The sequence below is a fragment of the Sutterella sp. AM11-39 genome (assembly GCF_003472385.1).
GTDB classification, from domain to species: domain Bacteria; phylum Pseudomonadota; class Gammaproteobacteria; order Burkholderiales; family Burkholderiaceae_F; genus Duodenibacillus; species Duodenibacillus intestinigallinarum.
This window is the reverse complement of the sequence record NZ_QRLV01000004.1, coordinates 15157-41902: the sequence shown is the minus strand read 5'-3', so window position 1 is coordinate 41902 and position 26746 is coordinate 15157. Positions and strand designations below refer to the sequence as shown.

Sequence of the window (26746 nt, the reverse complement as noted above, 5' to 3'; positions counted from 1 at the left end):
TCTTTTAATCGAAATGACCCGAACATCGCTTGACGGGCGCACGGCGCCGGCGCAACCGGGATGTCCGACAAAACAAAAAAACAGGGGCGGGTCGAAGCCGGTTACCTGTTTCGGAAGCTGAGGCATGTCGGACGCAGAGGCGCATCGAGCCTTTAGGACAACATTTTAATGGTAACTACTACTTTTGCCCGATAGATTACGCAACGAGGCCGTAAAAAACGAGAACCGAATTGTAAAAATCTTGCAGATTGACCGTGCTTTGACGTCGGCCAAATCCAAAACGAGGAGCCTGTCGTTTGGATCGAAAGCGGAAAGACGTCAAAAGCGCGAGACCTTGTGTTTTGTTGCCTTTTACGCCCAAGTTTTAGGGAAAATGCCTTAATTCTGATGTTTTTAAACACGAAAATCCGAAAATAATCGCATTTTTAACGATTTTTCTTAGCGGGAGCGCTTGCTTATTCGTAGAATCGGAGTTCGGAAACCAATGCCGCCGTCAAGTTTGTGATCCAAGCTCCGACGGACAGGAATTCGTTTGTAAGGATGAAACGGGTTCCCGCTCGCGCACCCCCGAAGCCTACCCTCAGCTTCATGCGCACGCCTTTAAGCATTGGGACCGCACTTTCGGCAGCCGGTCACGCGGTACAAACAGGCGACCCCTGATGCTGTTTGCCGTATGTCGATATTTTTTCCGGATCCAAGACTCGGAAAGCGTGGATTTGCGTTGGCGCTCCACGGCGGTTCCCGACATTCTTTCATAACAAAAAGCTGATAAATACAAGGTGTATTCATGCAATCGGATTCCCGAACGCGATTTATTCCTATTGGTCTGATGCTCTTTGCGCTCTTCTTCGGCGCGGGCAACCTCATCTTTCCGGCCTCCATGGGACAGGCCGCCGGCACCGATGTCTGGTGGGCTTTGCTGGGCTTTTGCATCACCGGCGTCGGTCTGCCTCTACTCACCGTGATGGCCGTGGGCTATTCCGGTCTTCCCGGTGTGCGTGAAATTGGCAACCGCGTCCATCCGTGGTTCGGCGTTTTCTATTCCACAGTCTGCATTCTGGCCATCGGTCCTTGCTTTGCTGTTCCTCGTACCGGTACGGTCTCCTGGGAAATTGCAATTGTTCCTTTCCTTGAGCCGTCTCAACTCGAAGTCGGCATGCCGATCTTTCTGGCTGTCTTTTTGGGCGTAGCCGGATGGCTTGCTGCGTCTCCGTCCAAACTTGTGGATCGTGTCGGCAAGATCCTGACGCCGCTGTTGGTTTTGACGCTGTTGGTCTTTATTATCAAGAGCTTCATCACTCCGATGGGCGAACCGCAGACACCTGCCGCTCCCTACGCGACTCCTGTGATGGCTATTGTCCAGGGAATCCTTGATGGCTATAACACGCTCGACGCTATTGCCGCGTTGATCTTCGCGTCTCTCACCATTGGGGTCGTCCGTGATGCCGGCTTTACCAAGCAGTCCGACATTGCACGCGAAGTGTTCAAGGCCGCGTTGATTGCCGCTCCGATGCTCGGCGTTATCTATATCTTCATTGCGAAGATCGGTGCGGAGAGCGTGAGCGCGATCGGCATTCAGGAAACCGGTGCTCCGATTCTTGCTTTGAGTGCCAAACTTCTTTTCGGTAACGGCGGTGCGATGCTCCTGGCGGCCATGGTGATTTTGGCTTGCTTGACGACCGCGATCGGTTTGATCAGCTGCACGGCCGCTCACTTCATGAATTTGTCCGGCGGCCGCATCAAGTACGGCGTTTGGGTTGTCATCTTTACTGTGATTTCCTATCTCATCGGCTTGTTCGGTTTGAAGACCATCATCGTTTCGACCATTCCGGTGTTGATGTTCTTGTACCCGCTCTGCGTGGCGTTGGTGATTCTTTCGTTCCTGCACAACATGATCGGCGGCCGTCGTTGCGTGTGGGCATGGACGATCGGCTTTACGTTCGTGATGGCGCTATACAACGGATTGCAGACGGCCAAGATTGCCATGGGCGGACTTGAAGCCATTCTTGCTCAGTGGGTGCCGTTGCATACCTATGGGCTAGGTTGGATTCCTTTTGCTGTCGTCGGCTTCGTAATCGGTATGATTCATAAGTCGCTTACGAAGGGGCCGGCCCAGCCGTAACCCATCGTTATTCCAAACGAATGCAGGCTGCTTCCAAAGAGGCAGCCTGTTTCGTCTGTGCGTTCATATAAATCCGCGAGGGAACCCGCGGCTTTTAGTCGCGGGTTGTTTACTTGAGTGGATTGACAAACGAAAAATACGTCTGATTTTGAGGAGAAATTAAGTTGAAGATAACGTTTTTGGCGGTTCTTGCATGCTTGGTGGTGTCCCCGGTATTGGCGGCTACTGACGCCGAAGAGCTTGGTCGTTGCATCTATAACAACACGAGTTCCGCGGATAGAGATACGCTCGTGCAGTTCATGTACGTTTCGCTTGGTTCGACCAATGCCGCCAGAAAAGTCCAGTCGATTCCTCAGACCAAGATCAATCAGGTTAACAGCAAGACGAAGGCTCTTGCATCCAAACTGGTGCTCGGTCCTTGTCGCAAGCAGGCTGCGCGTGTTCTGCTGTCTGATCCGAGAAACGGTATGCAGCAGGCTCTTTCCTACACGGTTGAGCGATTGGTGGCAGACAGAATCGCCGAGAGTACATCGGGATGGCTGTCAAGTTTGGGTGGCAGCTCGGAAAACGCAAGTAAAGTGCGAAACGCAATCGAGTTTGGAAGCGCGTTGATGGATGCTTTCAAGAAGTGATACTCCGATTCCTTGGAGCTTTGAACCTATTGAAAAGTCTTCGCAGGACTGTTGTCAAATGACTCGTGGTATCCGGATGGTTTGACTCCCATGGTGTCCAAAAATTCATGACCACTTCAAGCAGTAAGTGGTCTGCATGTTCTGGCCATAATTGATGGATAAATTGATGGATAAATGCGGTTTTTTCAATGACCGAACCATTCTATCCATCAATTTATCCATCAATTCGCCTCGGATTTGGCCGAACCAGGTAGGGCGGCAAGGAATGAAAAATTGATGTAAGTGACTGAATATAAAGAAAAAACCGAACGATCATGAATCGTCCGGCTTTATCTGCTGGCGGAAGGAGAGGGATTCGAACCCTCGATGCCCTAAACGGACATGCCGCCTTTCCAGGGCGGTACAATCAACCACTCTGCCATCCTTCCGCGGTCTCTGTTTTACAGATCAAATTGTGTGTTCTCCTGAATCGGAGAATGCGCATTATGCACATTCTTTTGCGATTGTGCAAGAGATTGACCGCTAATTCTGGGCAGAAAATTCGTTTTGTGTGTCTACGGCTCTGAATCCAAAAGAAATCACGTTTCCGCTCGCAATCGCTTCGAAATGACATTGACCAAAAATTGCGCCATTGTGACGTGCCAGAACATTCCGGCAACGGTCGGGTAGTAGGTGTCTTGGCTTTTTTCGAGCAATCCGGCCGCAATCCACTGTTCGAGCAAAGAGGCTGCTGCACTGTCGACGTCCTTCCCGAACGAGGCTCCGATTTCCGTGAGGTTGAACGGGCCGTTTTCCACTGCACAGGCGACTGTTCGCAACAAGTGCCAATTTGCCGTGGGCTTCATCAAAGCAAAGACTGGCTTTTCACCTCGCATCACCTGTTTTTCCCAAGCCGCGAGATTGCGCTCCTGCATGAACGCGTGTCCGAAAAGTTTGCCGCCCGCTCCGCAACCGAATGCCAGACAATCACAGGCGCCTTTACCCAGTGAGTTGTATATATTGCGCTCCTTGGGCGTGCGTCGCCAGTGGGTGTTGGAGATACGTTCCCAATTCGGATCGGCGCTCAGAATGGCGTCCGAAGCGGCAAATTGATCGGCGGCCTGAGCGAGCGTTGCGGCAGGCGGCATCTTTCCGGCTTCGATGCGTTTGGCAAGCGGCGACTTCTGAAAAAGGTTGAGTTGATAGCAGTCGACACCGTCCAAAGGAAGAGACGCGGCGGTGCGCACATCGTTTTCCCAGACGGATTCCGTTTGCATCGGAAAGCCGTAGATCAGGTCGATAACAGTTGCGATCTGCGGGTACTGCGCGAGCAACTCAATGCGCTTCACCATTTCGTCCTTGTCGTCCAGACGTTGCATGGCCAGACGAATCTCGTCGTTGAAAGTTTGTACGCCCAGAGAAACGCGGTTGACACCGCCTTTTACAGCCGCATCGAGTCGCTCGGTTGTCATGTCGTGCATACGACCTTCGAGCGTGATTTCGCAATCGGCAGCCAGAGGCAGATAGTTGTGCGCAGCCTTCAAAATGCGGCTAAGGTTGGCCGAGGATAGTGCGCTTGGTGTACCGCCACCGAGATAAAGCGCGCAGATGTCTCCTTCCTTCTGAACCGGGCGGTCGGCCCAAATCTGCATTTCCTTGATCAGAAGATCCGTGTAGTGATCGGCCAGTTCGTCGGTGTAAGCGTTCTGGTAGAACATGCAGTAGAGGCAACGCGTCTCACAAAACGGCACGTGTATGTAGGCAAGAGCCTTTCCTTCGCGCTTATGGTTGGATAAGGAATTGAGCTTGCCGCGCGCCAGAGCCCAGATCATCGGCATGCCCATCGGACCGGCATGGACAGCAGCTTTGGCGCGGAATGCGGCATGCAGAGGATCGGCGACATTGGCATGGTAGGCCTCTTCGCCTTTGAGGCCCACAAAATGCATCAGACTGTCGAGACCGGATTCGAACGTCAAAGCCATCGGTTTTCTCCCAATCGAGAACCATTCTTGGATTATGGCATCGGTGAGTTCGATCTTAGGCGTGCCAGTTGGAGAACATTTGCCAAAGGAACGCCACACCGAGGAGCCAATAGGCAATGCCTGCGACGCGGTTGATCCAAATGGCGGCATTGGGTTTTAACAACGTTCCGGCAGCCCATGAGCCGAGCCAACCGTACATTGAGTGAATGATCCAGACAAGCAAACAGTAGTTGAGAGTCAGGATTGTCACCTGAGGCCAGTAGTCCAGCGTCTTGTCGATGCATTGCGGAAACAGCGACAGGTAGAAGATGATCAGAGCCGGATTGCTGATCTGCAGCAGGACGCCTTCAATGAAGAGTTGCCTTTTGTTGACATTTTCAACCGGAGTGTCGGCGTATTCCTCGTTTTCGATGTGCGCAAGTCGAATGGCGAAGGGCTTGGCGCGAAATTTCTTATAACCCAGATAGAGAAGAAAAAGGATGCCCATCACGCGAATGGCACCGTAAAGAGTTTCGGATGTCGCGATGATGACGCCCAAACCGGTGACGGAGACGAACCCCACCACAAGCGTGCCGGAAGCAACACCAGCGATGCCGGGTTGAGCCGATTTAAGGCCGTAGCGCATGGAATTGGTAAGCGACATGAGCACCCCAGGACCAGGGGAGAGGATTGTGGGAATGGCAACGAGAAGAAAGACCCAATACAAATGCGTGTTGATCATACGAGGTCGTGAAGTAAAAACGAGTGTTGCAAAGTGACCGCAGGAGGTGCAGTTTAAAAAATGGAATTAGGTGGCAACGTATCAAAGAGATTAAACTCAAACGTTGCCCTGATTTATGGTTATCTCCTTACAACTTTTCGGCTTTGCTGCACCTATGTACCTCAAACCGCTTTTCATCACCGGTCTGTCCATTGCCGCCGCTATGACGGCAAATTCTTCTGTTGCTTCGCCCTTCGTGAGTTCGGGTTTGGCGATTTCCGCTTTTGAAACGGCTCGCACGGTCCGTGAAAGCGCCGATGAACGCATGACGCAAGCAGTGACAGATACATCCCGCGCCGACGGCGGTTCAATCTGGCTTGATCTCAAAGCCGCAAGTGACGAGGCGGATACCATGGTCAACAATGCCGGTTTTGAAAACGATCTCGCTGTCGTCAATCTCGGTGCCGATATACGACTGGGCGAAGCTTTCTTCGGGGTAGTGTACACCTATGCAAGAGCCGATACCGAGAGTCGTGGGGTACCGAATAAAGCGGACGGTGAAGGCGATATTTTCGGTATTTCAGCTTTCGGTCAGCGCAACTTCGGTGGTTTGAATCTGGCGCTTTCGGCCGGGTGGATCTATATGTCGGGTGACTCCGACATGGGCGGCATGGCCTACGAAACCAACGCCAATCTTTGGACGTTTGACGCCGCCGCCCGCTACGGCATCGAAATCGGCAACCTTGACCTCGTGCCCTACGCTAAGATCGAATACACGATGTTCCGCCCTCGTCACCACGGCGACTGGAATCTCGATAACGCCAACATCTGGCAGTTCCCGATCGGTCTTAACGCCGCTTATACGTTCGAGTTCGAAAACGGCATGAAGTTGCGTCCGCATATCGACTTTGCGGTAATCCGCACGGCAGGCGACACCGAAATTGAAGCCTCCCGCGCCGGAGAGCTTTTTGAAGAAACGCTTACCGGCAGCCATACGCTCTACCGCGGTATGGTAGGTCTTGCCTGGACGACCGGTAAGGGCACGCTGCACGCCGGCTACCGGTATCTCGGTAGCGAACAGGGGCGTGAATCGCACGCTTTCCAGCTGCAGGCCGATTACGTCTTTTGAGTATTGAGCTCTGTTCGGCGCCATGACGACGGTCTTACATCCATGCTTGGACGAAAACGGCAAGCCTGTCGTGGTGGCGCATCCCACGCAGCCGACAAGCCGAGACACCTGGCTTGATTCGCGTTGCACGGCCACGCTTTCCCGTACGGCAGAGCCTGATTTGCCGTCAGCTCTCAATGGTCTCGCACTAACCGGCAATCCGGGTATTCCGGATGAGAATCCCTGGTATTGGCGCGATGTCGTGCCCGATGCCGTAAAGGGAGAACCTGACTTCGTTATGCCGCCGGGCTTTCGCGCCACCTCCGGGTGCGTTGTCATTGAACCAGACCGGCGCATTTGGATTGTGCATCCCACAAACGAATTTATGGGCACCAAGGCAACTTTTCCCAAAGGACGCCTTGAGCCGGTGCTGTCGCTTGCGCAAAACGCCGCAAAGGAAACGTGGGAGGAAGCTGGTCTTCTGGTGGAGCCTTATGCTTTTCTCGTGGACGTACCCCGTCGCATCGTTGTGACGCGGTATTTTCTTGCCCGACGCGTAGCCGGCTCTCCTGCACTTGCCGACTGGGAGTCGCAGGCCGTTTCACTAATGCCGTTTGAAGAGGTTAAGAAGGCATTGAACCGCGAGGGAGATCAAGCGGTTCTACCGGCGCTTGAAGCGTATCTCAGAACTCTTGCGAAGACCTGACTGCTTTTCTTGCTAGAAGACAAACGCTTGCAGTGCCATGCACCACATCGGAATGGTGGCTAGACTCACGAGCACTTCAACGCTGGTGAGGTCGCTTACGACCGGACCATTGCCGCCCATGCGAGCCGCCATGATGTAGCATGAGTTGGCCGTCGGCACCACGGCGTAACACATCAATGCGGCCGTCTGTGTATCGGCAAGGCCTGTGGCTACTGCAACTGCTAGCGCTACGGCGGGCAGAACGATCAGACGCTGAATGGTCGAAAGTGCAATGAGCTTCTTATAACGAGCGAAATCTTCAACGGCCAGCCCCGCGCCAATGGCAAGCAGTGCCGTAGCCATTGAGGCGGAACCCAGGGACGAGAAGATCTTTGTGATGAAATTGGGAACCTGAAATCCCGTCAGATGTGAAAGGATGTTGGCAAAAAGTCCTGCCAGCGTCGAGACGATCAGCGGATTGGTGAAAATCGACTTGACGATGCTGCCGACGCTTGTCTTGCCGCCTGTTTTGGCTGCGTACGAGAGATCAGCCACGGCAATGGCGTTGGAGATCGGCACCCAGATGCCGGTGAGAAGCGCCACCAAAGCGAGCGCTTCCTGACCGTACATGTTGAGGGCAAGAGCAAAGCAGATATATGAGTTGAAGCGGTAGCCTGTCTGGCGCACGGATGCGTCTGTCATGGGATCGGCGGGAGCCATCTTGCTCACGGCCTTGGCCATGAAGACGCCGGTAGCCATCGCAAGCGTGCCGAATAGCAGAAATTCCGCGGTATCGAGTCCGGTGAGTTTGGCGTGCGCCACGCTGTTAAAGAGCAAAGGCGGGAACAACACCCAAAACACCAGTTTTTCGACGCCGTCCCACAACTCCTTGGCTCCGAACCGTTTGGTGCCTCGAAGGGCGTAACCCAGGGCGATCAGGAGGAAGGGTTCCAAAACGGCGGAAAGCACAGAGAACATGGCAGTCTCGACGACGACAAATCTGAAGCGTTAACCCTACTACGATAGCAAACTTATCGTCGAGCAGCTTTCGCGGACTTCAGTCGAGCGGTGAGTGAATCGAATTCCCGACGCAGTTCTTTGTCATAGAAGGCTTCGAGCTTGGGCGGTTCAAACGAGAAGATGCTTTCGAGATCCTTTTCGCCGGCTTTGATCACTTCAATGAGCTCGCCTCCCACCTTAATGGTGCGGAAGGTGTTGCGCGCCAGAGCAAAATTGAGTCGCATCTCGCGCTTGAGCGTATCGAGCGCCACCCAACGGCTCTTGAGATGATCTTCGTAGAGCTGCGCGAGATTGATGGTGCGCGCATTGATGTCGAGATTGTTTTGAGCAATTTCCACCGTCTTGGAGGAGCGACGACTCAGTTCGTCGGCTTCACGCATCATGCTGTCAGCTTCATCGATGATCTCGCCGAGCTCAAGCAGATACACCGTCTCAATCTTACGCATTGTGCGCTCGATCGCTTCGATGTAGACGCGGTAGCTCATCATCAAAAAGCCCGTATAGGCCTTGATCTGTTCGGGACCGGCGTCAGGCCCTTTAAGCGACTGCGCCAGATTTTTTTCAATGGCTTTGATGTTTTCCGCAACGGCCATGACCTGCGCGAGTTCCGTACCCTCGGCCGAGTAGAGGATTCCGTCGAGCTGCTCGGGCGTCATGCCGATGCCGTCTTGCTCCAGTCGCGCGAGCGTTTCGGTTTTGAGCGTTGCAATGCGTTTTCTGTCGGTGTCGATGGCCTGCCGTTCACGCTCGATGCGGCGAGCCAGAGCCGAGCGGGTCATTTTCAGGGGCGAAAGCGACGTGGAAGGGGCAGCGATACTCGCCAGTTTCCAGGCGTTAATTTGTTCTTGGCGCGCACGGATACTGTCTTCGATTTTCTGGACGTTGGAGATGAGCATCAGCACATCGGAGTGTAGGAATTCCTTCAGGCAGCCGTCGACGATGCGCGTGATTTCCGGATCACGAAACGTGATGCGCTCCAGAAACGTTTTGTCCGCTTCCAGTCCGGCGCTGTCATGCTTTTCGAAGTAGCCGACGCCTTCGGCCAGTTTCGGCGACACACGGCTCCAGAATGCCGCAAATGTCTTGGCGGCAAGCGTATGCGAGGTGAGCAGGATAGCCGCTTCAGCAAAGGCCTTGGCAAAAATCGATTTCATGGAAACGGATAAAAAGTGGATTAGGTGCTTCAAGCCGACAATGCTAACGCAAAAAGGTTAATTCAAGGTTGCGCACTGCGTATCGGCGAGACCTTTGAGTTCTTCGGCTGACATGTTCTTGGGTATCAGCGACACTGTCATTTCGCAGGCGCGGCAGTCAAAGCGTGCCAGAAGACGCGTGCCTCCCGAGGCGGTCAAAATCAGAGGCTGAGGCTTCATGCGTCCGCCGTTCATTCGTTTGAACCTCTCCTTTTTGATCGGATCTTTGCCATACTGCTTTGGGCACAAACCGAGCGTGTGGCGCACGCAATGGCGGCATTGCATCAAGGCGGCCGAAAGAAGATCAGGGGTGTTGCCTGCTTGAAGAAGCGTTTCAAAGGCATTGTTGACGCGGCTTGCACCGTGTTCCTTATAAAAGGCTATGGCGCAGACATTGGCTGCATTGGCGCGGAAGTCGAGAAATTTGCCTTCGAACGGCTCAATCGGAGAGACCGTTGCGGGCAACCGACCGAAACGCGGGTGTGTGTCGCAGATGGTGCGCGCCAGTTTTTCAAGACAGTCGCGGCGCAGACCATTCAATACGGAAACAGGGACGAAAGGAATGTCCGGGCCGCCCTCAGCCGTAACGGTGATGTCGGTTATCTGAAAAACGGTGCCGCCGGCTTTCGAAAGAGAAGCCTTGAGCTTGTCAAGCGCCTGAGGATTGCGGGCAGGCTGTACGGGACCGTCAAGACGAACCGTTGCGGAAAGTTCAAGCGTTTTGCCGGTCAGTTCCAAAGTATTGCTGCGAACCACGAGTTCGAGAGTGGCCGGAATCGTACGTTCGGCACTTTCCTGCGCAAGGAGCTTTTCAAAGCGATGGTCTTTATTGCGGTTGACGACAACGCCCGGCAAGAGTCCCGGGTGGCGTTTGAGGGGTTCGTGCAGAGAAACGCGTACCAGGCCCGGACGCAGCTGCTCGGCGCGATTGACGCGCAGACCTTCGAGTTCTTCCTCGGGCGTCAGATACACCAGGCCGTCGCCGTTGGCGATTTCGGCTTTGGTGGCGATGTCGACGGTGGAGCAGCCAGAGTTTATTGCTACGACCTTGCCCACGGTCTCTCCCGTGCTCTTGGGCGTATCGAGTGCCGCAATCTGGGGGCGTCTGCCGTTGACGAAGTAGTCCGTTGCGCCGCGTCGAAACGTTTTCTCGGGGTCCGGCTCAAAGGTAAAAGTCGAGACGCCCACAGAAGCGCGCTGCCAGTTCTCGCCAGCGTGTTTTTCCAGCAGGGCGTCAATTTTACGGCGGTAGTATGCCGTGAGATTTTTGACGTATTCGGGGCCTTTGAGGCGTCCTTCGATCTTAAAGCTTGAGACGCCGGCGGCGATGAGTTTTTCGAGATTGGCGGACTGATCGTTGTCCTTGAGGCTTAAGACGTGCTTGGAGCGGACAATCGATCGCCCCGAAAGGTCGGTGACGTCGTAGGGCAGGCGACAGGGCTGAGAGCATTGTCCGCGGTTGGCCGAGCGTCCTGTGAGCGCCGCCGAAAGATAGCATTTGCCCGAATAACTCACGCACAGGGCGCCGGCAATGAAAAACTCGATGCGGGCGCGCGGCATCGCCTTGCGGATGGCCGCGATTTCGTCGAGCGTCAGTTCGCGGGCCGGCACGATCTGTGCGAATCCCAGACTGTCGAGAAACGCCGCTTTGTCAGGCGTGCGGATGTCGCATTGGGTGGACGCGTGAATTTCGATGTCGGGAAGCTGTCCCTTGAGCAGCCCCAGATCCTGCACGATCAAGGCATCGACTCCGGCCTCTTTGGCCTTCCAGGCGGCTTCGACTGCTTGATCGAACTCGTTGTCGTAGATGAGCGTATTGAGCGTCATGTAGACGCGGGCTCGATACTGATGCGCAAACTCGGCGATGCGAGCGATATCCTCAAAGGAGTTGCCTGCGGCCTGCCGTGCACCGAACGCGGGCCCGCCGATGTAGACGGCGTCGGCACCGTGCAAGACCGCGGCACGAGCCGTTTCAAGGTCTCGTGCGGGGGAAAGGAGTTCAAGCGGAGCAAAGGGACGCATGGACGGAGTGCGTTCGAGCATTGATTATTTGGCGCTCTGCACGCGCAAGCGCTGTTCGCTTTTCGTTTTGGTGCTGCGAATCGGAGCGCGCATGAGCGGTTCTGGCTGGACGCACTTTTCAATGGCGAGGAACTTCGAGAGTTCCTCGTCGCCCGCGTTGCTTGCGGCATCGGCTGGAGACTGGCCTTTATCGTTGCAAAGATCGCGGTAGGAGCCTGCGCGCAGAAGCGTCATCACGACTTCGCGAGAGGGCTTGCGGGCGGCCATGTAGAGCGGCGTGATGCCCGAGTAGGTCTGTACGTTGACGCGAGCACCTTTTTCAAGCAGGAGCTTGACGATTTCGTTGTGACCTTCGGCAGCAGCGTAATGCAACGGTGTCCAACCGCCGATGCGGTTTACTGAAGCGCCTTCGGCAAGGAGCCGCTGTACGAGTTCCATATTGCCCTTGAATGCGGCAAGCATCAGAGCCGTTTCGCCATATTCGCTTGCCGTGTCGACTTCAATGCCTTTGGCAGACAACAGCGCATCGACCACCGTGTACGAGTCCATGCGGATGGCGCGCACGAGAGCCGGATCGCCGCCGTTGACGATCGTATTGGGGCTGATGCCCTGAGAGAGCATGTACAGCACGACGTCGGCGCGGTCGCGATCAACGGCGCCCGCAAAGTTTGCCCAGTTTTCTTCGGGGCCGGCCATCTTGACGGGGCCTGCAGCGGCCGTTGTCGCACGATCGCCCGTCGCGGGCTGGTTGGAGGCGCAGCCCGCAAGCAGGCCGAGCGAAATCAGACACGTGCAGATCAGGGAAGCGGTTTTCTTCATATCAGTTCAGTCCAAAAAAATTCTTGGCCGTGTCGGTTGTAACGGCGGCAGCATAGTCCGGTTCGACGTTCTTGACGAGTGCCAGCGTTTTGGCCACTTCGGCGACATAGGCCGGTTCACAGCGCTTGCCGCGATGGGGGACCGGCGCCATGTAGGGACAGTCGGTCTCGATCATCAGACGATCAAGCGGCAGGGCCGAGGCAATTTCGCGCAGTCCCGATGCATTCTTAAAGGTGAGCACTCCCGTAAAGGAGACGAGACCGCCGAGGTCAATCGCGCGTTTGGCGTCCGCGAGGCTTCCGCCGAAGCAGTGCATCACAAAGCCCACGGAACCGGCGTCGTGCGCGGCCAAAAGGTCGAGCGCATCGCTTTCGGCTTCGCGAGCGTGTACCACAAGGGGCTTGTTGAGCTTACGCGCGGCTTCGATGTGGTGTACGAAGCGCTCTTTTTGCCAGGTCAGGTCGCCCTTGCACCAGTGGTAGTCAAGGCCGGTTTCTCCGACGGCGCAAATACGCGGATCCCCGCAAATCGCGACGATTTCATCCACGTCGCATTCACGGCGATCTTCGTACTCAGGATGCAACGCCCAGGCTCCGAACAGAAACCCCGGCGCCATGTCCAGAACGGCGAAAAGATCCTTTTCCTCACCGTAATCGCAGGCAACGACGAGCGCACCTTCGAGTCCTGCCTCGCGCATGCGGGTAATCACCTCGGCGCGGTCGGCATCGAACTCGCGGGCGTTGATGTGTGAGTGAGAATCAAACAAGCGCATGACGACTCACTGCTGCGGACTCAGGCGCCGTGGCCCTTGTAAAGTTCTTCGATTTCGGCGGCATAACGCTCGGCAATCTGACGGCGGCGCAGCTTCATCGTGGTGGTGAGAAGGCCGTTTTCGGTCGTCCAGTTGTCGGGCAACACGGCTACGTTGCGCGGCTGCCCGTAACGCGGGAAGAACTTCGTGGCGCTGCGCACGCGTTTGAGAATGGTGTTGCGCACTTCTCGGCTGCCGCGGGTGGACGGATCGTCCGGATTGACCTGCAGATCGGCGCACAGGGCGCGCCAGCGTTCGTTGTTGAGCACCACCAGAGCGGCCACATACGGACGGTTTTCGCCGACCACCATGACCTGGTCGAACAGGGGATCCTCGAGAATCGCAAATTCGAGGTCAACGGGGCTCACTTTTTCGCCCACGCTCGTGACGATGATTTCCTTAATGCGCCCCTTGATGCGGATGCGTCCGCCGTCGCTCAAATCGGCCTGATCACCCGTACGCAACCAACCGTCTTCGGTAAAAGCTCGGCGGGTGTCTTCCTCGCGGTTCCAGTAGCCCTTCATGACCTGAGGACCGCGAACCTGCAGTTCGTCCAGTTCACCCAGGCGCGCTTCAATGCCGATCAGAGGTTTGCCGACTGTGGAGGGATGGTTTCCCTTGACTTCGCACATGGAAATCACCGGAGACGATTCGGTCAAGCCGTAAGCCTGGCGGATCGGAGCGCCCATGCCGCAGAAAAATTTCGCGACGTGCAGGTTAAGGGCGGCACCGCCCGCCATCAACACGTTGATGCGGTTGCCGAAAACGCCCTTAACCGGATCGGCGATCTTGCGCTTGAGGTAGGGCCACATGATGAAGTCAAGGCACTCGCGGGCAGTATGTTCGACAGGCAGCCCGTTTTCCTTGCAGAACCGCCGCCAGCCGACTTCCGCTGCCCAGTCGAAGAAGTAGCCCTTCTTCTTGGTCATCTTGCGGCGCACCATCAGGATCTGATTGTGGATGCGCTCAAAGACACGCGGCACCGAGCACATATTGGTCGGGTTAATCGCGTGCAAATCATCGGTGATGTGCGCCACGCCTCGGGAGAATGCGAGAAGCGCACCGGTGGCAAGCGCGTGGTAGTAGGCAGCACTTCGCTCGAACGAGTGCGACAGCGGCAGATACGACAGGAACACATCGTTTTCATCGATCGGCATGTAGCGGGAAATCTGCTGCACGTTGCTCACCACGTTGCGGTGTGTGAGCATCACTCCCTTGGGACGACCCGTGGTGCCGGAGGTATACACGAGCGCGGCCAGATCATCGGCATCGGGACCGGCAGGCAGTTCGGTCACATCGTTTCCGGTGGCTAGCCATTCTTCAACGCCGCAGTACGGAATGTGACCGAGGCTTACTCCTTCGTCGGTTTCGCCGGTAAGAACGACCTGGCGCAGGTTGGGCAAATCAACGCCCGCCGTGGCAAGAGAATTCCAGCGAGCGAAGTTGACCGTGACGAGAAATTCGGCGCCGCTGTCGTTGAGAATGTAATTGGAGTTGCCGGCCGTGTCGGTGGCGTGCAGCGGCACGGGAACCAATGCGTTGCAAAGGGCGGCCATGTCGAACGTCAGTGCGTCGACGCTGTTGGGCAGAAGCATGGCCACGCGCGCGCCGCGCTGCAGGCCCATCTTCGCAAAGGCCTTGCGCCAGCGCATCACCCGTTCGGAGAATTGACGCCAAGTGATACCCACCCATTCGTTGGTGCGGTGTTCAAACCACTTGTAGGCTTCACGGTCGGCATAGACGCGCACCGTGCGCTCAAGCATTTCGGGAATCGTTTTGAATTGGTCGATAAATCGGGAGGACAAAATCGCGGCTCCGGCTTTATTGGTAGTGTTCGGATAACCCGCTTATTGTAAATTTTCTCGACCTTCTTCGGTGGGCTTCAAAAACGTCTATTTCGCCAAAAGCGCTCTAATTTGCAAGCGCACGTTACCGAGATCGGGATTGACCAGGATCGACAGGCTTTCGAAGAGTTTTTCGCCTTCGAGATCCCACCATTTCCACTGCAGCAAAAGCGAGATGAGTTCGTCGTCGAAACGTTTCTTGATGAAGTGCGCCGGATTGCCTCCGACGACGCTGTAGGGTTCGACGTCTTTGGTTACAACGGAGTATGCGGCAACGATGGCTCCGTCGCCGATCGTGACGCCCGGCATGATTACGCATTCGCGTCCGAGCCAAACGTCGTTGCCGATCACGATGTCGCCCTTGTGCGGCAATTCGCTCAAGTGGTCCGGTGTTGCCTTGTTCCAGGTCTTTCCCATCACGTTGAACGGATAGGTGGAAATGCTCGAGAGGCGATGATTTGCCGCGCCCATGATGAAAGTCGTGCCGTGCGCGATTTGACAGAATTTGCCGATGACAAGCTTGTCGCCGAAAGCAGGATGGCTGAAAAGAACTTGCGTTTTTTCAAAATCTTCCGGATGTTCCGCGCTGTCGTAGTAGGTATAGTCGCCCACAGAAATATTGGGTGCAGATACGACATTTTTCAGAAAGACGGACGTTTTGTATTCGTTCGGAAAAACAACGTTCGGATCCGGATTCTTCGGTTGGGTCACGGCTTTCTCCCGGTCAGGTCCAGCTTTCAATAAACCAGTCGCCGGCAACAGAGAAAGTGCCGACGCTAATCTTGTACGGAGCCGCCTGAGCCACTATGGGTTTGGCGTGATAGGCAAAACCGAAACCCGCCGCACCGATCATTTCTAGATCATTGGCGCCGTCACCGCCTGCAATGCACTGCGAAAGACTCGCACCGTTGAGCTGCGCGATCACTTCCATGGTGCGGCGCTTGCCGGCACGATCGAGAACCTTGCCGCCCGCAGGGCCCGTCGCTTCGCCGGTAAGTCGACCGTCTTCAATGACCAGGCGATTGCACACGAAACCGGACATGCCGTAGTCGCGTGCGACGATTTCGGCAAATTGAGTAAAGCCGCCCGAAGCGATGTACGTCTTGACACCAAACGCGTGGAAAAGGGCAAGTGTCTCTTTGGCTCCGGGTGTCGGACGGATAAGAGCGGCGGCATCATCAATGATCGAAGCGGGGGCGCCTGCCAGAAGCTTCACGCGCTCACGCAGGCTGTGTTCGAAATCGAGTTCGCCGCGCATCGAGCGCTCGGTGATTAGCGCGACCTGTTCCTTGACGTTGTGGAGCGCCGCAAGTTCGTCGATGCATTCGTTGCCGATCAGGGTGCTGTCCATGTCAAAGAAGGCGCAGCGGAAATTTTTAAGCGAAAGACCGGCAGGCACAAGGGCGGCATCGCGCTCGGTCAGATTCGGAAGAACATCCCGACGAATTGTCTCGCACGTGTTTTCATCAATTGCGCAAAGACGCAGTCTGTTTTCTTCGCGAAGAAGCCTGGCTTCGGCGGCAAGCGAGGACAGAGCAGCACAGAGATCATCCGTGATGAGGCCGGAGATCACCAGGTCGCGAAGGGAGCAAGCGGTAGTCATAGGTAGTTCGGTTCAAAAAGCGAATGTACGGTGACTGACAGTGCCCGAGAAAAAGGGCTACATGTCGTTGGATGTCGGCATCATGCCGCAATCGATATGGTTTTGCACGCTTTTTTGCTCTTTTTCGTCTTTGTCATCGTTTTGTTATCGAAGTGTCAAGAACTTGTCTCAAAACTGCCACGAAGCTGTCAGATTCGACCTCGACAATGTGCGCCATCACAACGGGAGGTACTTCGAAGCGGAGCAAGACATCGTTTTCCGCTCGGTTGTGACGAAACGCGGCGCCGACTCCCTGTGCGGGCAGCGCCTGACATTGACTGACACATAGATTGAGAAGATGAATCCTAAGAATTTCGCCAAAGCCGGCCTCGTTGCCGCCCTCGTCGCCGCTGCCAACGCATCGTTTGCCGGCCCCGACAACATGGTCGTTGCCGTACAGCAGTTGCCCGTGATCGTTGAGCCTCAAGGCATCAACAACAACGCGCTCGATCGAGTGGCTTACTCCATCTACGAAACGCTGATTCGCGCCGATCTCAAGACCGGAGAACTCTTCCCGGGACTTGCAGAAAGCTGGAAGCGTATCTCGCCTGAAACCGTTGAGTTTAAGCTCCGCAAGGGTGTCAAGTTCCACGACGGCACCGACTTTACGGCCGACGATGTGGTCTTTACCTTCGGCGAAGAACGCTTCATGGCCAAGGATGCTCCGGGGCGCGCTGCGGCCGTCGAATTCCTGGGCGGTCTCAAGAGCGTCGAAAAAATCGACGACTACACCGTTCGAGTGACGATGCAGCAGGCCGACCCCCTGATCGAACGCCGCTTTGCCGCACGTATGTCTGAAATCATCAGCAAGGACGGCTGGATGAAGGCAGGCGGTTGGGACAACTGGATCAAGAACCCGATCGGCACCGGACCGTACCGTATCACAAGCTTTAAGGTCGGCAACCGCCTGGCTCTTGAACGCTTCGACGGCTATTGGGGGGATAAGGCGCCGGCAGCTAAGCTCACGTTCGTGGAAGTGCCCGAACTATCCTCTCGTGTGGCCGGTCTTCGCTCCGGAGAATTCGACCTCATCACCGAAGTACCGCCCGATCAGATCAAGCCTTTGAGTAAGGACGGCAAGATTGACGTCGTGGGCGGCGCGATCGACAACATCTACGCGCTCGTCTTTGATGCCAAGTCCAATCCGGTGATGGCAAACACGCAGCTGCGTCAGGCCATTTTGCACGCTATCGACCGCGATCTTCTCGTACAGGCTCTTTTTGCCGGCAAGACCACTCCTGCCAACAGCTTCCAGTCGAAGACCTTTGGCGACATGTATCTGCCGGAATTCGAAACCAAGCTCTACGATCCGCAGAAGGCTCGCGACCTCATCAAGGCTTCGGGTTACAAGGGCGAACAAATTGTCTGGCGCATTCAGCCTTCTTACTACACGCTTGAAATGACCGTGAGCCAGGCCGTGGCTTCCATGTTGAAACAAGTGGGCCTCAACGTTCGCATCGACGTCAAGGAAAACTGGACGCAGGTCGAAGCCGCAGGCAAGGACCGCATGATCAACAACGCCAGCTTCTCGGCTTACTTCCCGGATCCCGCAAGCCAGCTGTGGCGCCGCATGAAACCGGGCAGCTTCTGGGAGGCCGAGGGGTATTTCCCGGCGTCAGACGAATACAAGCGCATCTGCGAACTCGGCAAGGAACTCGATTCGAGCGTCGATCCCGCCCGCCGCAAGGCTGCCTGGGGCGAAATGCTCAAGCAGTTCAATGCCAATCCTTATGCTTGCCCGCTCTATGCGCTGCCGATGATCTACGCCAAACAGAAGAACGTGGTGTGGGAACCCGGCACTCAGGGCTCGCTTGATCTGAGCGCCCGCAACCTGAGCTTCAAGTAAATCCTTCTCATGGGGCTGCGGGATTGGTTTCCGCAGCCCTAGTTTCTCTGACAAATCAAACCGAAGACATCTATGACAGAACCTCACGGGACATCGGAACAAACGCTGCTTGCGATCCGTGGTCTTCGCACGTCGTTTGGCAACACCGAAGTGCTCCACGGCGTGGATCTCGAAATCCGCCGCGGCGAAGTGCTCACCCTGATCGGCGAATCGGGGTCGGGCAAATCGGTACTCGCCCGATCAATTCTGGGCCTGGCCGGCAAAAATGCGCGCACCAACGGTGAAATCGAATTCGACGGACGCAATCTTCTGAAGTTGAGCGGCGCCGAGATGCACAAGCTGCGCGGAGCCGACATCGGCATCATCGTGCAGGACGCGATGGCCGCGCTAAATCCGATGCGTACCATCGGATATCAGCTCTGCGAAACAATCGTTTACCGCCATCCCGACTACCGCGACAAACCCGGCAACAAGACAACCTTGATGGCAAGCGACGAAGTCAAGACGTTGGCCGTCAACTATCTCAAGCGTGTGGGCATCACGGCTCCGAATGAACGCATGCGAAGCTACGCGCACCAGCTCTCGGGCGGCATGCGCCAGCGCGTGATGATTGCGTTGGCGCTCATCGGAGCACCCAAGCTGTTGATTGCCGACGAACCGACCACCGCTCTTGACGTGGTGGTGCAGCGCGAAATCCTCAAGGAACTGCGCGAAATCGTCAAAAGCGAATCGATGAGCATGCTGCTTGTCACGCACGATTTGCATCTGGCGCGCGACGTTGCCGACCGCGTAAGTGTCATGTACGCGGGCTACATTCTGGAAACCGGTCCCGTGCCCCGCGTTCTTCCCAATCCCGCCCACCCCTACACCGAAGGACTGCTTGAGGCCATGCCCGACATGGAAAGCGAGAAGGGGACGTTGCAACCCATTAAGGGTGAAATTCCGCCGCCCGAAAAACTCGGTCACGGCTGCCCCTTTGCCGGCCGCTGCCCGCTTACCCGCGTTCAGTGCCGCATGAGTTTGCCGGACATGCAGCCCGTTGAAGACGGCTGGCAGTCGCGCTGCATGGAAGCACAGTGCCACGCCGCGCAACTCGACGAAGCCTTCAAGGCGCAGGAGCAAAAGCGCGATCAGAGCGTTGTCAAAAACCTCGACAAAGTGCAGAAGATCGTTCAGGCGGTCGAAGGAATCCAAGAGATTCAAGACGACGGACAACCTCGGCAAAAGCCCGTGTTCGGCGCCGATAATGACGACGAAACGCCGCTTGTTGCCGCCGACATACCGAAGCACTGTTACTACACCCGCAAGGGCTTTTTCGGTCGCAAAAAGCCCTGGAACGTGCTCGAAGACATTACGCTGACGATCGAGCGAGGTGAAGTTCTGGGGCTGGTTGGGGAATCGGGTTGCGGCAAGTCCTCGCTTGCCCGTTTGCTGCTCGGTCTTATGCGTCCCACGGCCGGGCGCGTGACCTTTGACGGCGAGATCTATCCCGAACCGAGATCGCGACAGTGGCGCGCACAGCGTCCCTTGGCGCAGATGATCTATCAGGATCCGTTCTCGTGCTTTGACGAACGCCTGAGCATCGTCGAGCAGGTGGCCGAACCGCTGATGGTTCACAAGGGCATGACGCAGGCCGAAGCCCAGACGGTGGCTTTGCGTTTCCTCAAGGCCGCGGGCCTGCCGGAACACCATGCGGTCAAGCGACCCGGGGTGATGTCGGGTGGACAGCTGCAGCGTGCGGCCATCGCGCGTGCCATTGCTCTGGAACCCAAGCTTTTGGTTTGCGACGAACCGGTCGCTTCGCTCGACGTCTCGATCCAGGCTCAAGTGCTCGAACTGTTGAACAACCTGCGCCGCGCCACCGACATGTCGATGCTTTTTGTGTCGCACAACCTCAACGTCGTTCGCTACATCTGCGACCGCGTGATAGTGATGTATCTCGGCCGCATTGTGGAGACGGGCAACGTCGAAGAGGTTTTCCGCCATCCTGTGCATCCGTACACGAGGCTTCTTACGGCCTGTACGCCGGGCGCCAACGGCCAGATCGTCAACTTTTACCCGAAGGGGGCGATGCCAAGTCCCATGAATCGCCCAACGGGGTGCGTCTTTGCCAATCGTTGTCCGCTTGCAAGTGCTCGCTGTCAGGCCGAAGTGCCGACGCTCGAAGAAGTCCTTCCGGGACGATGCGCGGCCTGTTTTGAAGCCCAAAAGGCGATGAAGCTCGACGACATTTATTTATCTTCGATTGCCCGCGAGGCCGATCAGACACAGCGGCCGGGCGTAGGTATGGAGGAGGCTGCGTAAATGGCTGCACTCGTTTTTCGAATTCTGGGGCGGGCGGTTCTGACGCTCCTTCTGCTCACGGCCTGCGTGTTTTTCGTGCTGCATCTTACGGGCGATCCCGCCCGTCTGATGCTCGGCAGCGACGCTTCGACCGAGGCTATCGCAGCATTCCGTCATCAGTGGGGGTTAGATAAGCCTCTGTGGGAACAGTTTGGGATCTATCTCCTCAATGCGCTCAGTCTTGACATGGGCAGAAGCTACGCCACCGGTCTTCCGGTGAAGGAAGTCTTTCTTCAGGCGCTCGGTCCCACGCTTGATCTGATGATCCCGACGGCGATCGTGACGCTTCTGATTGGCATTCCCGCGGGCGTCTTTGCCGCGCTGCGCCGCAATACGCCGGCCGACCGCGCGATGATGGTCGCATCTGTCATGGGCTACGCCGTCCCGAACTTCTTCATGGGCATTCTGCTTTTGCTGGTGTTCTCGATCTGGCTCGGATGGTTGCCTTCATACGGCAACGCTACGGCCGCGCACTACATCATGCCGATCATCACAATGGCAACGACCGAAGCGGCCATCTTCTCGCGTTATGCACGCAGTGCCATGATCGAATCCATGCGCCTGCCGAGCGTCAAAGCCGCCATGATGCGAGGGCTTCCGCGCACCCGCATCATCTGGCTGCATGCGCTGCCCAACGCCATGCTATCGATTCTTACCATTCTGGGCTTTTTCCTGGGTACGCTCGTGGCAGGTGCCGTGATTACCGAAACGGTCTTCTCATGGCCGGGCGTGGGCAAGCTTCTGGTCCAGTCCGTTGCCAACCGCGATATTCCGGTGGTGCAGATGATTGTTCTGGCAACCGGCGCCTCGCTTATCGCCGCCAACCTTCTGATGGATCTTCTCGCGCTCGTCTTCAATCCGCGTCTGAGAAAAGCCAACTAATCCAACGTACGAACGCTATGACTACAGCAACAGCTACAACAACGATGTCGGCCTGGGCGGCCAACCGCCCGTCGCCGCTGGCGGCAACCGCGGCGCTCATCCTTGCGGTCCTCTTTACGGGCGGACTGCTGGCGCCCTGGATTGCCCCCTACGGTCTTGAAGACATGGATCTGATGGCCCGACTGGTGGCACCCTTTACGTCGTCAGCGCATATTCTCGGCACCGATGAGCTCGGGCGCGACATCTTGACGCGTCTTCTATACTCCTTGCGCCTATCCTTTGTCCTGGCCGTCTGCGGCACATTGATCGGCGCCATTCTCGGTACGGCTCTGGGCTTTTTGGCCGCGCGCTTCGGCGGCGTCGTTGACGATCTCGTCAACGTCGGCGTCGACTTTACAGCCTCGCTTCCGTTCATCATCCTGGCGCTCACGATCCTCGCGTTTCTCGGTACCGACGTCAAGGTGATCATTGTGATCATGGCCTTCTACGGCTGGGACCGATACGCCAAGCTCTCGCGCAACCTTGCCCGCTCGGCATACACCGAAGGCTACGCCGGCGCTCTCGAAGGCCTGGGATTGCCGACTCGCCGCATTCTTCTCAAGCATATCCTGCCTAACATCGCGAGCGCTCTTGTGGTGAACATGACTCTTAACTTCCCGGGCATGATTCTTCTTGAAACGAGTCTGTCCTTTCTCGGCGTCGGCGTTCAGCCGCCGATGAGTTCCCTTGGAACCATGCTGGGCTTCGGGCGTGATTACCTCACTACCGCCTGGTGGATTGCCGTGGTGCCCGGTGTCACGATCGTGATTTCGACGCTTTCCATGTCCGTGCTGGGCGACTGGGTGCAGCAAAAGCTTGAGCCGCAGTCCCGCTGACCATGAATGACTCTATCGACTGATTCAAATGACCGATACGAATTCCTTTCCCTGCAAGTTTCTATTGGTGGGCTTCGACGGCCTGCGTCCCTGCGACATTACGCCCGATGTGATGCCCAACCTCGCGCGTTTTCGCGATGAAAGCCACACCTGGGAAAACTATCTGGCGAGCTTTCCCACCGAAACGTACGTTAACCATCCCGTGATCTTTTCGGGGTTTCGCCCCAACGGTCACGGGCTGATCGCCAACAGCTTCTATTGCCCTGAACTTAAGGGCAAGGCGCGGCTTTTCTGCGGTTGGGATACTGAGAGTGTGATCGCTCAGGACGAAGCGCGTCCCGAAGGGCTCTATGCCGTGCCTGATATGGCTGAACTTCTTGCTCAAAAAGGTAAGACCATGCGCGTATTGTGTGCCAATTCTGCCGGCAGCACTCGCCTTCAGAATATGCACGCTGATCGTTATCCGGGGCACTTGAACGCCTGTATTCATGCGCTGGAGAAAGCCATTCCGATCAATGAACGCAATCGTTTGCTGCAGCACAGTCCGGCCACGATGCCGCTTACGTTCCCTGACTTTGCCGCGCAGTCGGAGATGCTCGACATTCTGTTTCGTGATGAGCTCAATAACGGCGTACAGAACCTGGCCGACATGACGGTGTTCTGGATCGGTGAGCCCGATCATTCGAGTCATGAAATCGGACTCAAGAGCGAACTTACGGAACGCGCCCGCACACACGCCGACAAGCTCTTCGGGCGCATCTACGATTGGTGGCTCAAGGAGGGGCGCAGCCGGAACGTTCAGCTTGTGACGATGTCCGATCACGGCCACGGCGAAATCGCCGGTCACGTCGACTTTGTCGGCATTTTGAGGCAGGCCGGTTGCACGGTGGTGACCGATCAGGAGATTCTCGGTGGCGCCGATCCGAGTGATGCGGAAATGGTGCTGGTGGGCGACTACACCGCAGGCCTCTGGGTTAAGGATAACAGCGTTGAGAATCTTACGAAAATTGCGCAGATACTGACGTCCGATCCCGGCGTCGGGCTTGTGTTCTCTCAGCCCAACGAACAATACCGAGACGCCGTGGCAGGCCGCGTTCCCGGTACGCTTTCGGAAGCATTGGTTTTCAGTGAAAGCGTTCGCGGCCCGGATCTGCGAATCGTGGGTCGAGGCGACAACAGCACCGGACGTATTTTGAGCGGCGGTCATTACTCATTGGGTTGCGGCAACCATGGCGGTCTGACGCCGGCTGAGCTGCACGCGCATCTGTCGTGTGCGGGTACGGCATTCACGCAACAGACGCGCCGACATAAGGCACCTGCCGGCCACGATGATCTGGCCAAAACCATACTCACGCTGATGGGAGCTGAAGCAAACCATTCGCCTGCGAGAGTCCTTGACGAAGCACTCAAGGATGATGTTGATGAGTCCTACGGCGTCTTTACCCTGCGTTTGTCGCAAGGCAAGCTTAGTATGACGATTGAGCATGCGCACTACGCGGGGCGACGTTATGTGTTAAGCGGCGAGAGAGAAGACGGAGCGTTGCCGGCTTTCAATACAGTCGGTTAAGAGTCACCGAAAGGCAAGCTTCAAAATACGGGATGTTTTGACGTACTTCGCTCGTGCTCCCAATAGCGCGTGCCTGTTTATGTGGTTGATGTTGAGATCGCACGGTTAATGATTTTGCCCGGTTCTGTGAGGCGATTGGCTAAACATTCGACAATCGGGAGTCTCTCGAGTTTAGCTAGCGTTTAATTGTAGAAATTAATTAACTAAAGCGTGATAGGATGCTCCGTGTCCGGAAACGCGGAGCAGCCATGTCAAGAAAGCCGCAGGTTGTCACAGCCGGCAACGAAGTCAAGGAGCAACTCCAAAACATCGTCAACAGGCGTAAAAGCGAACAGCGTCTTGTAGAACGGGCCAGGATCATTTTGAAATGTCTCGAAGGCATGCCTCTTGAAGATATTGCCAAGCAAGTAGGCGTTTCCAAAGTTACCGTTAGCAAATGGAAAAGTCGTTTTTTGAGCGATGGATTCCAGGGGTTGTTCGATATGCCCCGATCCGGTCGAACGGCAAGCTACACGAAACAAGATGAGCAACGAGTCATCGATCAGATAAGTCAAGAACCGCCGAACGGGTTGTCCAGGTGGGATGGAACAACGCTTGCCCGAGAGTTAGGCTATTCCGACGACTTTGTCTGGCGCGTCATGCGTAAAAACAACCTGCACTTGAATCGCAGTCGAAGCTGAATGGAAGCGGCCATCTCCATTCTGGAAAGCTGCTCTTCGAAAGCTGTCCATCCGGTTTGACGATCGTCACATCTCCTTTGTTGATTAACAACCTAAAACAAGTCGTCCGCAAAATCTTTTACATTCTCCCTGCAGGCGCAATCGTTTGAGCTTTTCAAGCTCATTGCGTTGTTGCTCAGGTATACGAGTTTGTGTTGCGGTGGCCCAGTGGCTGACTGTAATGCTTTGACATTCTGAAACCTTCTGTTGATACATGGCTTATAGCTGTGTTCGTTTTGGGATTCAAAATTCCGCAATGATGCCCTCAGTTCAACTCTTTAGGAGGATGAGGATACTAATGAGAACTCAGATGTAAGCCGACAACACCGACAATGCACACGCAGATAAAGAAAATTTGACCCTTGTTGAGGCTTTCATTGAACAGGAAAGCCCCGACTATCAGAACGCCAGCAGCTCCGAGTGTTGTCCAGACGGCATACGTGAGTCCTGACGGGAGAGTCTTCATCACCCGTGCGAGAAGGTACATGTTGGCGCACGTTAGCGCGATGGGTACAAGAGCAAAGATTCGGTCAAGCGAATAATAGGACAATGCCTTGAGACTGCAGCCCCAGGCAATTTCAGTCACGACAGCGATCATTAACAGAGCCCAAGTTGAAAGCATTATGTGCCTCCCTTATTCCGGGCTCATGAAGAAACAATCCTTCTGTCAGCATGGAAACCCTCAGATGCAGGCAGAAGAAGGACGAGGTCACGTCAGGCGCGCTCATTGTAGCGCCTTCCGGCCAAAAAGGCTTTTTCTATTTCGACCGTGTTAAGCCAACGCGATTTTTAGAAAAACTACAGCGGGATTCTTGGAAAGGCAACCTCCGCACCCCTCCAAGACGTTTCCTCATGCTTGCGCGACGGCGGCTCTAGAAATCCTGTTGCAGGTCTTTAAGTTTTCGCGTTGTGTACGGTCGGTTTACAACTCGATTCATTGAATTTCTACAATGCAATTTCTTGTTGGTTGACGCAGTAAGCTTCCACAAAACGACAAAGAATTGAGCCGTCCCCAACAAGGGAAAAAATGAGTCAGACAACATCAAGCGCAATGAGCGAAGGTCCACATCTTTGTCTCAAAAACATGCTTAGCAAAACAGAGATCGTTCAGTTCAAAGCGCTTGCAGCCAACAAGTTGCCTATCCGTCGAATTTTCGAACTGACGGGATTTGTTGTGCCGTCGTCCAACGCAATTTGCAGGAACAGAGTGTCAGGATCGGATCGCGACAGCTTCAGCGTTTCAGTGAGCCGTAGCGACTGCAGTACAAGGCCGTCAGGAAATACGGTTGACGTTACGAAACCGCACCGGGCGATCACATGCAGATTGACTTTTGCGAGAAAACCATCATGGGCAACAACGAGGCCGTCAAAATCCACGTGTTCGTTGCCGCATTAGTTTTCTCCAGACGGATTTTTGCCAAGGCTTACCCTGCGAAAAATCAAACCGCATGGCTTGATGGCATCAAATCGGCATTTTTTTCTTCAAGGCGCGTCCGAGAGCGTTTGTCTGCGACAACACCAGATGTTTGGTTCGCGCCCACAACCGCCGCGGCTCAACCGAATGGACGCAAGCCTATTGCTTGTGCGTCGTATCATCCGTAGTCAAAAGGTAAGGTGGAAAGAGCAGTGCGCTATGTACAAAGCAATGCCTTGTAAGGCAAACCGTTCGAAAGTTCGCAGGCAATCAATCATTGGCTGGAGCACTGGTCCCTGACATACGCTGACGAGCGCCTGCTCAACGATTGTCTCAACTCACAGAGAGCGTTTCTTAGTAAAGAGACAAGCGACGAAGGCATTGAAGGCTTGCCTGGATTCGTGCGCGTAGGGAAAGAAACAAGGAAAGTCGATGCGACAGGCTTCATCCGCATCGCTCCATTCTTGCTTGCGGGGAAAAACTCTCCGAAGATCTCAAGGCTTCTTGCGGCGACAGGCAACGCAGTGCCCTTGAGAATCTG

At 55.6% G+C, this 26746-nt stretch carries 22 protein-coding genes and 1 tRNA gene; 11 read left to right on the top strand and 12 right to left on the bottom strand.

What is annotated here, in order from left to right:
- Positions 1-787: 787 nt before the first annotated feature.
- Positions 788-2122, top strand: coding sequence for a branched-chain amino acid transport system II carrier protein (gene brnQ / locus DW133_RS04610; protein ID WP_118275477.1), 1335 nt, complete (start codon positions 788-790; stop codon positions 2120-2122).
- A 164-nt stretch (positions 2123-2286) separates the two neighbouring features.
- Positions 2287-2754: a hypothetical protein gene (locus tag DW133_RS04605; protein WP_147408873.1), complete on the top strand. Its 468-nt coding sequence runs from the start codon at positions 2287-2289 to the stop codon at positions 2752-2754.
- Between the two features lie 337 nt (positions 2755-3091).
- Here the strand turns inward: DW133_RS04605 and DW133_RS04600 are convergent.
- The 3 genes from DW133_RS04600 to DW133_RS04590 form a co-directional block, all read right to left on the bottom strand.
- Positions 3092-3182, bottom strand: a tRNA-Ser gene (locus tag DW133_RS04600).
- Positions 3183-3332: 150 nt separating this feature from the next.
- A complete protein-coding gene (gene hutW / locus DW133_RS04595) occupies positions 3333-4715 on the bottom strand; it encodes a heme anaerobic degradation radical SAM methyltransferase ChuW/HutW (RefSeq protein ID WP_158571115.1) in 1383 nt (460 codons plus the stop codon).
- A gap of 55 nt (positions 4716-4770) precedes the next feature.
- A complete protein-coding gene (locus DW133_RS04590) occupies positions 4771-5436 on the bottom strand; it encodes a LysE family translocator (protein ID WP_118275474.1) in 666 nt (221 codons plus the stop codon).
- A gap of 115 nt (positions 5437-5551) precedes the next feature.
- Between DW133_RS04590 and DW133_RS04585 the strand changes: the two genes are divergently transcribed.
- Positions 5552-6544 (top strand): autotransporter domain-containing protein, encoded by a 993-nt coding sequence (locus tag DW133_RS04585; protein ID WP_118275473.1) that lies wholly within the window; start codon positions 5552-5554, stop codon positions 6542-6544.
- Positions 6545-6566: 22 nt separating this feature from the next.
- On the top strand, positions 6567-7229 hold the full coding sequence (locus tag DW133_RS04580; RefSeq protein ID WP_118275472.1) for an NUDIX hydrolase: 663 nt from the start codon (positions 6567-6569) through the stop codon (positions 7227-7229).
- A 12-nt stretch (positions 7230-7241) separates the two neighbouring features.
- Here DW133_RS04580 and DW133_RS04575 read toward each other — a convergent pair whose 3' ends face one another.
- The 8 genes from DW133_RS04575 to serB form a co-directional block, all read right to left on the bottom strand.
- A complete protein-coding gene (locus DW133_RS04575) occupies positions 7242-8186 on the bottom strand; it encodes an AEC family transporter (protein ID WP_118275471.1) in 945 nt (314 codons plus the stop codon).
- Positions 8187-8239: 53 nt separating this feature from the next.
- The gene (locus DW133_RS04570; protein WP_118275470.1) at positions 8240-9382 is read right to left on the bottom strand and encodes a hypothetical protein; all 1143 of its coding nucleotides are present in this window, start codon (positions 9380-9382) and stop codon (positions 8240-8242) included.
- Positions 9383-9439: 57 nt separating this feature from the next.
- Complete coding sequence (locus DW133_RS04565) at positions 9440-11464, bottom strand: U32 family peptidase (protein WP_233542115.1); 2025 nt, start codon at positions 11462-11464, stop codon at positions 9440-9442.
- Between the two features lie 3 nt (positions 11465-11467).
- Positions 11468-12262 carry an ankyrin repeat domain-containing protein gene (locus tag DW133_RS04560; protein ID WP_233542114.1) on the bottom strand — a complete coding sequence of 265 codons (795 nt, stop codon included), beginning with the start codon at positions 12260-12262 and terminating at the stop codon, positions 11468-11470.
- Position 12263: 1 nt separating this feature from the next.
- The gene (locus tag DW133_RS04555) at positions 12264-13034 is read right to left on the bottom strand and encodes a TatD family hydrolase (RefSeq protein ID WP_118275469.1); all 771 of its coding nucleotides are present in this window, start codon (positions 13032-13034) and stop codon (positions 12264-12266) included.
- A gap of 20 nt (positions 13035-13054) precedes the next feature.
- Positions 13055-14836 carry a long-chain fatty acid--CoA ligase gene (locus DW133_RS04550; RefSeq protein ID WP_118275468.1) on the bottom strand — a complete coding sequence of 594 codons (1782 nt, stop codon included), beginning with the start codon at positions 14834-14836 and terminating at the stop codon, positions 13055-13057.
- A gap of 129 nt (positions 14837-14965) precedes the next feature.
- On the bottom strand, positions 14966-15628 hold the full coding sequence (locus DW133_RS04545) for a CatB-related O-acetyltransferase (protein ID WP_118275624.1): 663 nt from the start codon (positions 15626-15628) through the stop codon (positions 14966-14968).
- A gap of 13 nt (positions 15629-15641) precedes the next feature.
- Positions 15642-16520, bottom strand: a complete 879-nt coding sequence (gene serB, locus DW133_RS04540; RefSeq protein WP_118275467.1) for a phosphoserine phosphatase SerB — start codon at positions 16518-16520, stop codon at positions 15642-15644.
- Between the two features lie 337 nt (positions 16521-16857).
- Between serB and DW133_RS04535 the strand changes: the two genes are divergently transcribed.
- The 6 genes from DW133_RS04535 (at position 16858) to DW133_RS04510 (ending at position 24752) form a co-directional block, all read left to right on the top strand.
- Positions 16858-18405 (top strand): ABC transporter substrate-binding protein, encoded by a 1548-nt coding sequence (locus DW133_RS04535; protein ID WP_118275466.1) that lies wholly within the window; start codon positions 16858-16860, stop codon positions 18403-18405.
- Positions 18406-18477: 72 nt separating this feature from the next.
- Positions 18478-20709 (top strand): ABC transporter ATP-binding protein, encoded by a 2232-nt coding sequence (locus DW133_RS04530; protein WP_118275465.1) that lies wholly within the window; start codon positions 18478-18480, stop codon positions 20707-20709.
- On the top strand, positions 20710-21630 hold the full coding sequence (locus DW133_RS04525) for an ABC transporter permease (protein WP_118275464.1): 921 nt from the start codon (positions 20710-20712) through the stop codon (positions 21628-21630).
- Positions 21631-21647: 17 nt separating this feature from the next.
- Positions 21648-22505, top strand: a complete 858-nt coding sequence (locus tag DW133_RS04520; RefSeq protein WP_233542113.1) for an ABC transporter permease — start codon at positions 21648-21650, stop codon at positions 22503-22505.
- Between the two features lie 28 nt (positions 22506-22533).
- Complete coding sequence (locus tag DW133_RS04515; protein ID WP_118275462.1) at positions 22534-24072, top strand: alkaline phosphatase family protein; 1539 nt, start codon at positions 22534-22536, stop codon at positions 24070-24072.
- Between the two features lie 248 nt (positions 24073-24320).
- Positions 24321-24752, top strand: a complete 432-nt coding sequence (locus tag DW133_RS04510; RefSeq protein ID WP_158571114.1) for a helix-turn-helix domain-containing protein — start codon at positions 24321-24323, stop codon at positions 24750-24752.
- Positions 24753-25086: 334 nt separating this feature from the next.
- Here DW133_RS04510 and DW133_RS04505 read toward each other — a convergent pair whose 3' ends face one another.
- On the bottom strand, positions 25087-25413 hold the full coding sequence (locus DW133_RS04505; protein WP_118275460.1) for a multidrug efflux SMR transporter: 327 nt from the start codon (positions 25411-25413) through the stop codon (positions 25087-25089).
- Positions 25414-26108: 695 nt separating this feature from the next.
- Here DW133_RS04505 and DW133_RS09980 point away from each other — a divergent pair.
- Positions 26109-26393 (top strand): transposase family protein, encoded by a 285-nt coding sequence (locus tag DW133_RS09980; protein WP_147408872.1) that lies wholly within the window; start codon positions 26109-26111, stop codon positions 26391-26393.
- Positions 26394-26746 lie beyond the last annotated feature (353 nt).

What these genes read in the sequence shown, in the direction of transcription:
- brnQ (WP_118275477.1), top strand. Translation starts at nt 788, where the DNA reads ATGCAATCGGATTCCCGAACGCGATTTATTCCTATTGGTCTGATGCTC.
- hutW (WP_158571115.1), bottom strand. Translation starts at nt 4,715, where the DNA reads ATGGCTTTGACGTTCGAATCCGGTCTCGACAGTCTGATGCATTTTGTG.
- DW133_RS04590 (WP_118275474.1), bottom strand. Translation starts at nt 5,436, where the DNA reads ATGATCAACACGCATTTGTATTGGGTCTTTCTTCTCGTTGCCATTCCC.
- DW133_RS04585 (WP_118275473.1), top strand. Translation starts at nt 5,552, where the DNA reads ATGGTTATCTCCTTACAACTTTTCGGCTTTGCTGCACCTATGTACCTC.
- DW133_RS04580 (WP_118275472.1), top strand. Translation starts at nt 6,567, where the DNA reads ATGACGACGGTCTTACATCCATGCTTGGACGAAAACGGCAAGCCTGTC.
- DW133_RS04575 (WP_118275471.1), bottom strand. Translation starts at nt 8,186, where the DNA reads ATGTTCTCTGTGCTTTCCGCCGTTTTGGAACCCTTCCTCCTGATCGCC.
- DW133_RS04570 (WP_118275470.1), bottom strand. Translation starts at nt 9,382, where the DNA reads ATGAAATCGATTTTTGCCAAGGCCTTTGCTGAAGCGGCTATCCTGCTC.
- DW133_RS04565 (WP_233542115.1), bottom strand. Translation starts at nt 11,464, where the DNA reads ATGCTCGAACGCACTCCGTCCATGCGTCCCTTTGCTCCGCTTGAACTC.
- DW133_RS04560 (WP_233542114.1), bottom strand. Translation starts at nt 12,262, where the DNA reads ATGAAGAAAACCGCTTCCCTGATCTGCACGTGTCTGATTTCGCTCGGC.
- DW133_RS04555 (WP_118275469.1), bottom strand. Translation starts at nt 13,034, where the DNA reads ATGCGCTTGTTTGATTCTCACTCACACATCAACGCCCGCGAGTTCGAT.
- DW133_RS04550 (WP_118275468.1), bottom strand. Translation starts at nt 14,836, where the DNA reads ATGCTTGAGCGCACGGTGCGCGTCTATGCCGACCGTGAAGCCTACAAG.
- serB (WP_118275467.1), bottom strand. Translation starts at nt 16,520, where the DNA reads ATGACTACCGCTTGCTCCCTTCGCGACCTGGTGATCTCCGGCCTCATC.
- DW133_RS04535 (WP_118275466.1), top strand. Translation starts at nt 16,858, where the DNA reads ATGAATCCTAAGAATTTCGCCAAAGCCGGCCTCGTTGCCGCCCTCGTC.
- DW133_RS04530 (WP_118275465.1), top strand. Translation starts at nt 18,478, where the DNA reads ATGACAGAACCTCACGGGACATCGGAACAAACGCTGCTTGCGATCCGT.
- DW133_RS04525 (WP_118275464.1), top strand. Translation starts at nt 20,710, where the DNA reads ATGGCTGCACTCGTTTTTCGAATTCTGGGGCGGGCGGTTCTGACGCTC.
- DW133_RS04520 (WP_233542113.1), top strand. Translation starts at nt 21,648, where the DNA reads ATGACTACAGCAACAGCTACAACAACGATGTCGGCCTGGGCGGCCAAC.
- DW133_RS04515 (WP_118275462.1), top strand. Translation starts at nt 22,534, where the DNA reads ATGACCGATACGAATTCCTTTCCCTGCAAGTTTCTATTGGTGGGCTTC.
- DW133_RS04510 (WP_158571114.1), top strand. Translation starts at nt 24,321, where the DNA reads ATGTCAAGAAAGCCGCAGGTTGTCACAGCCGGCAACGAAGTCAAGGAG.
- DW133_RS04505 (WP_118275460.1), bottom strand. Translation starts at nt 25,413, where the DNA reads ATGCTTTCAACTTGGGCTCTGTTAATGATCGCTGTCGTGACTGAAATT.
- DW133_RS09980 (WP_147408872.1), top strand. Translation starts at nt 26,109, where the DNA reads ATGCAGATTGACTTTTGCGAGAAAACCATCATGGGCAACAACGAGGCC.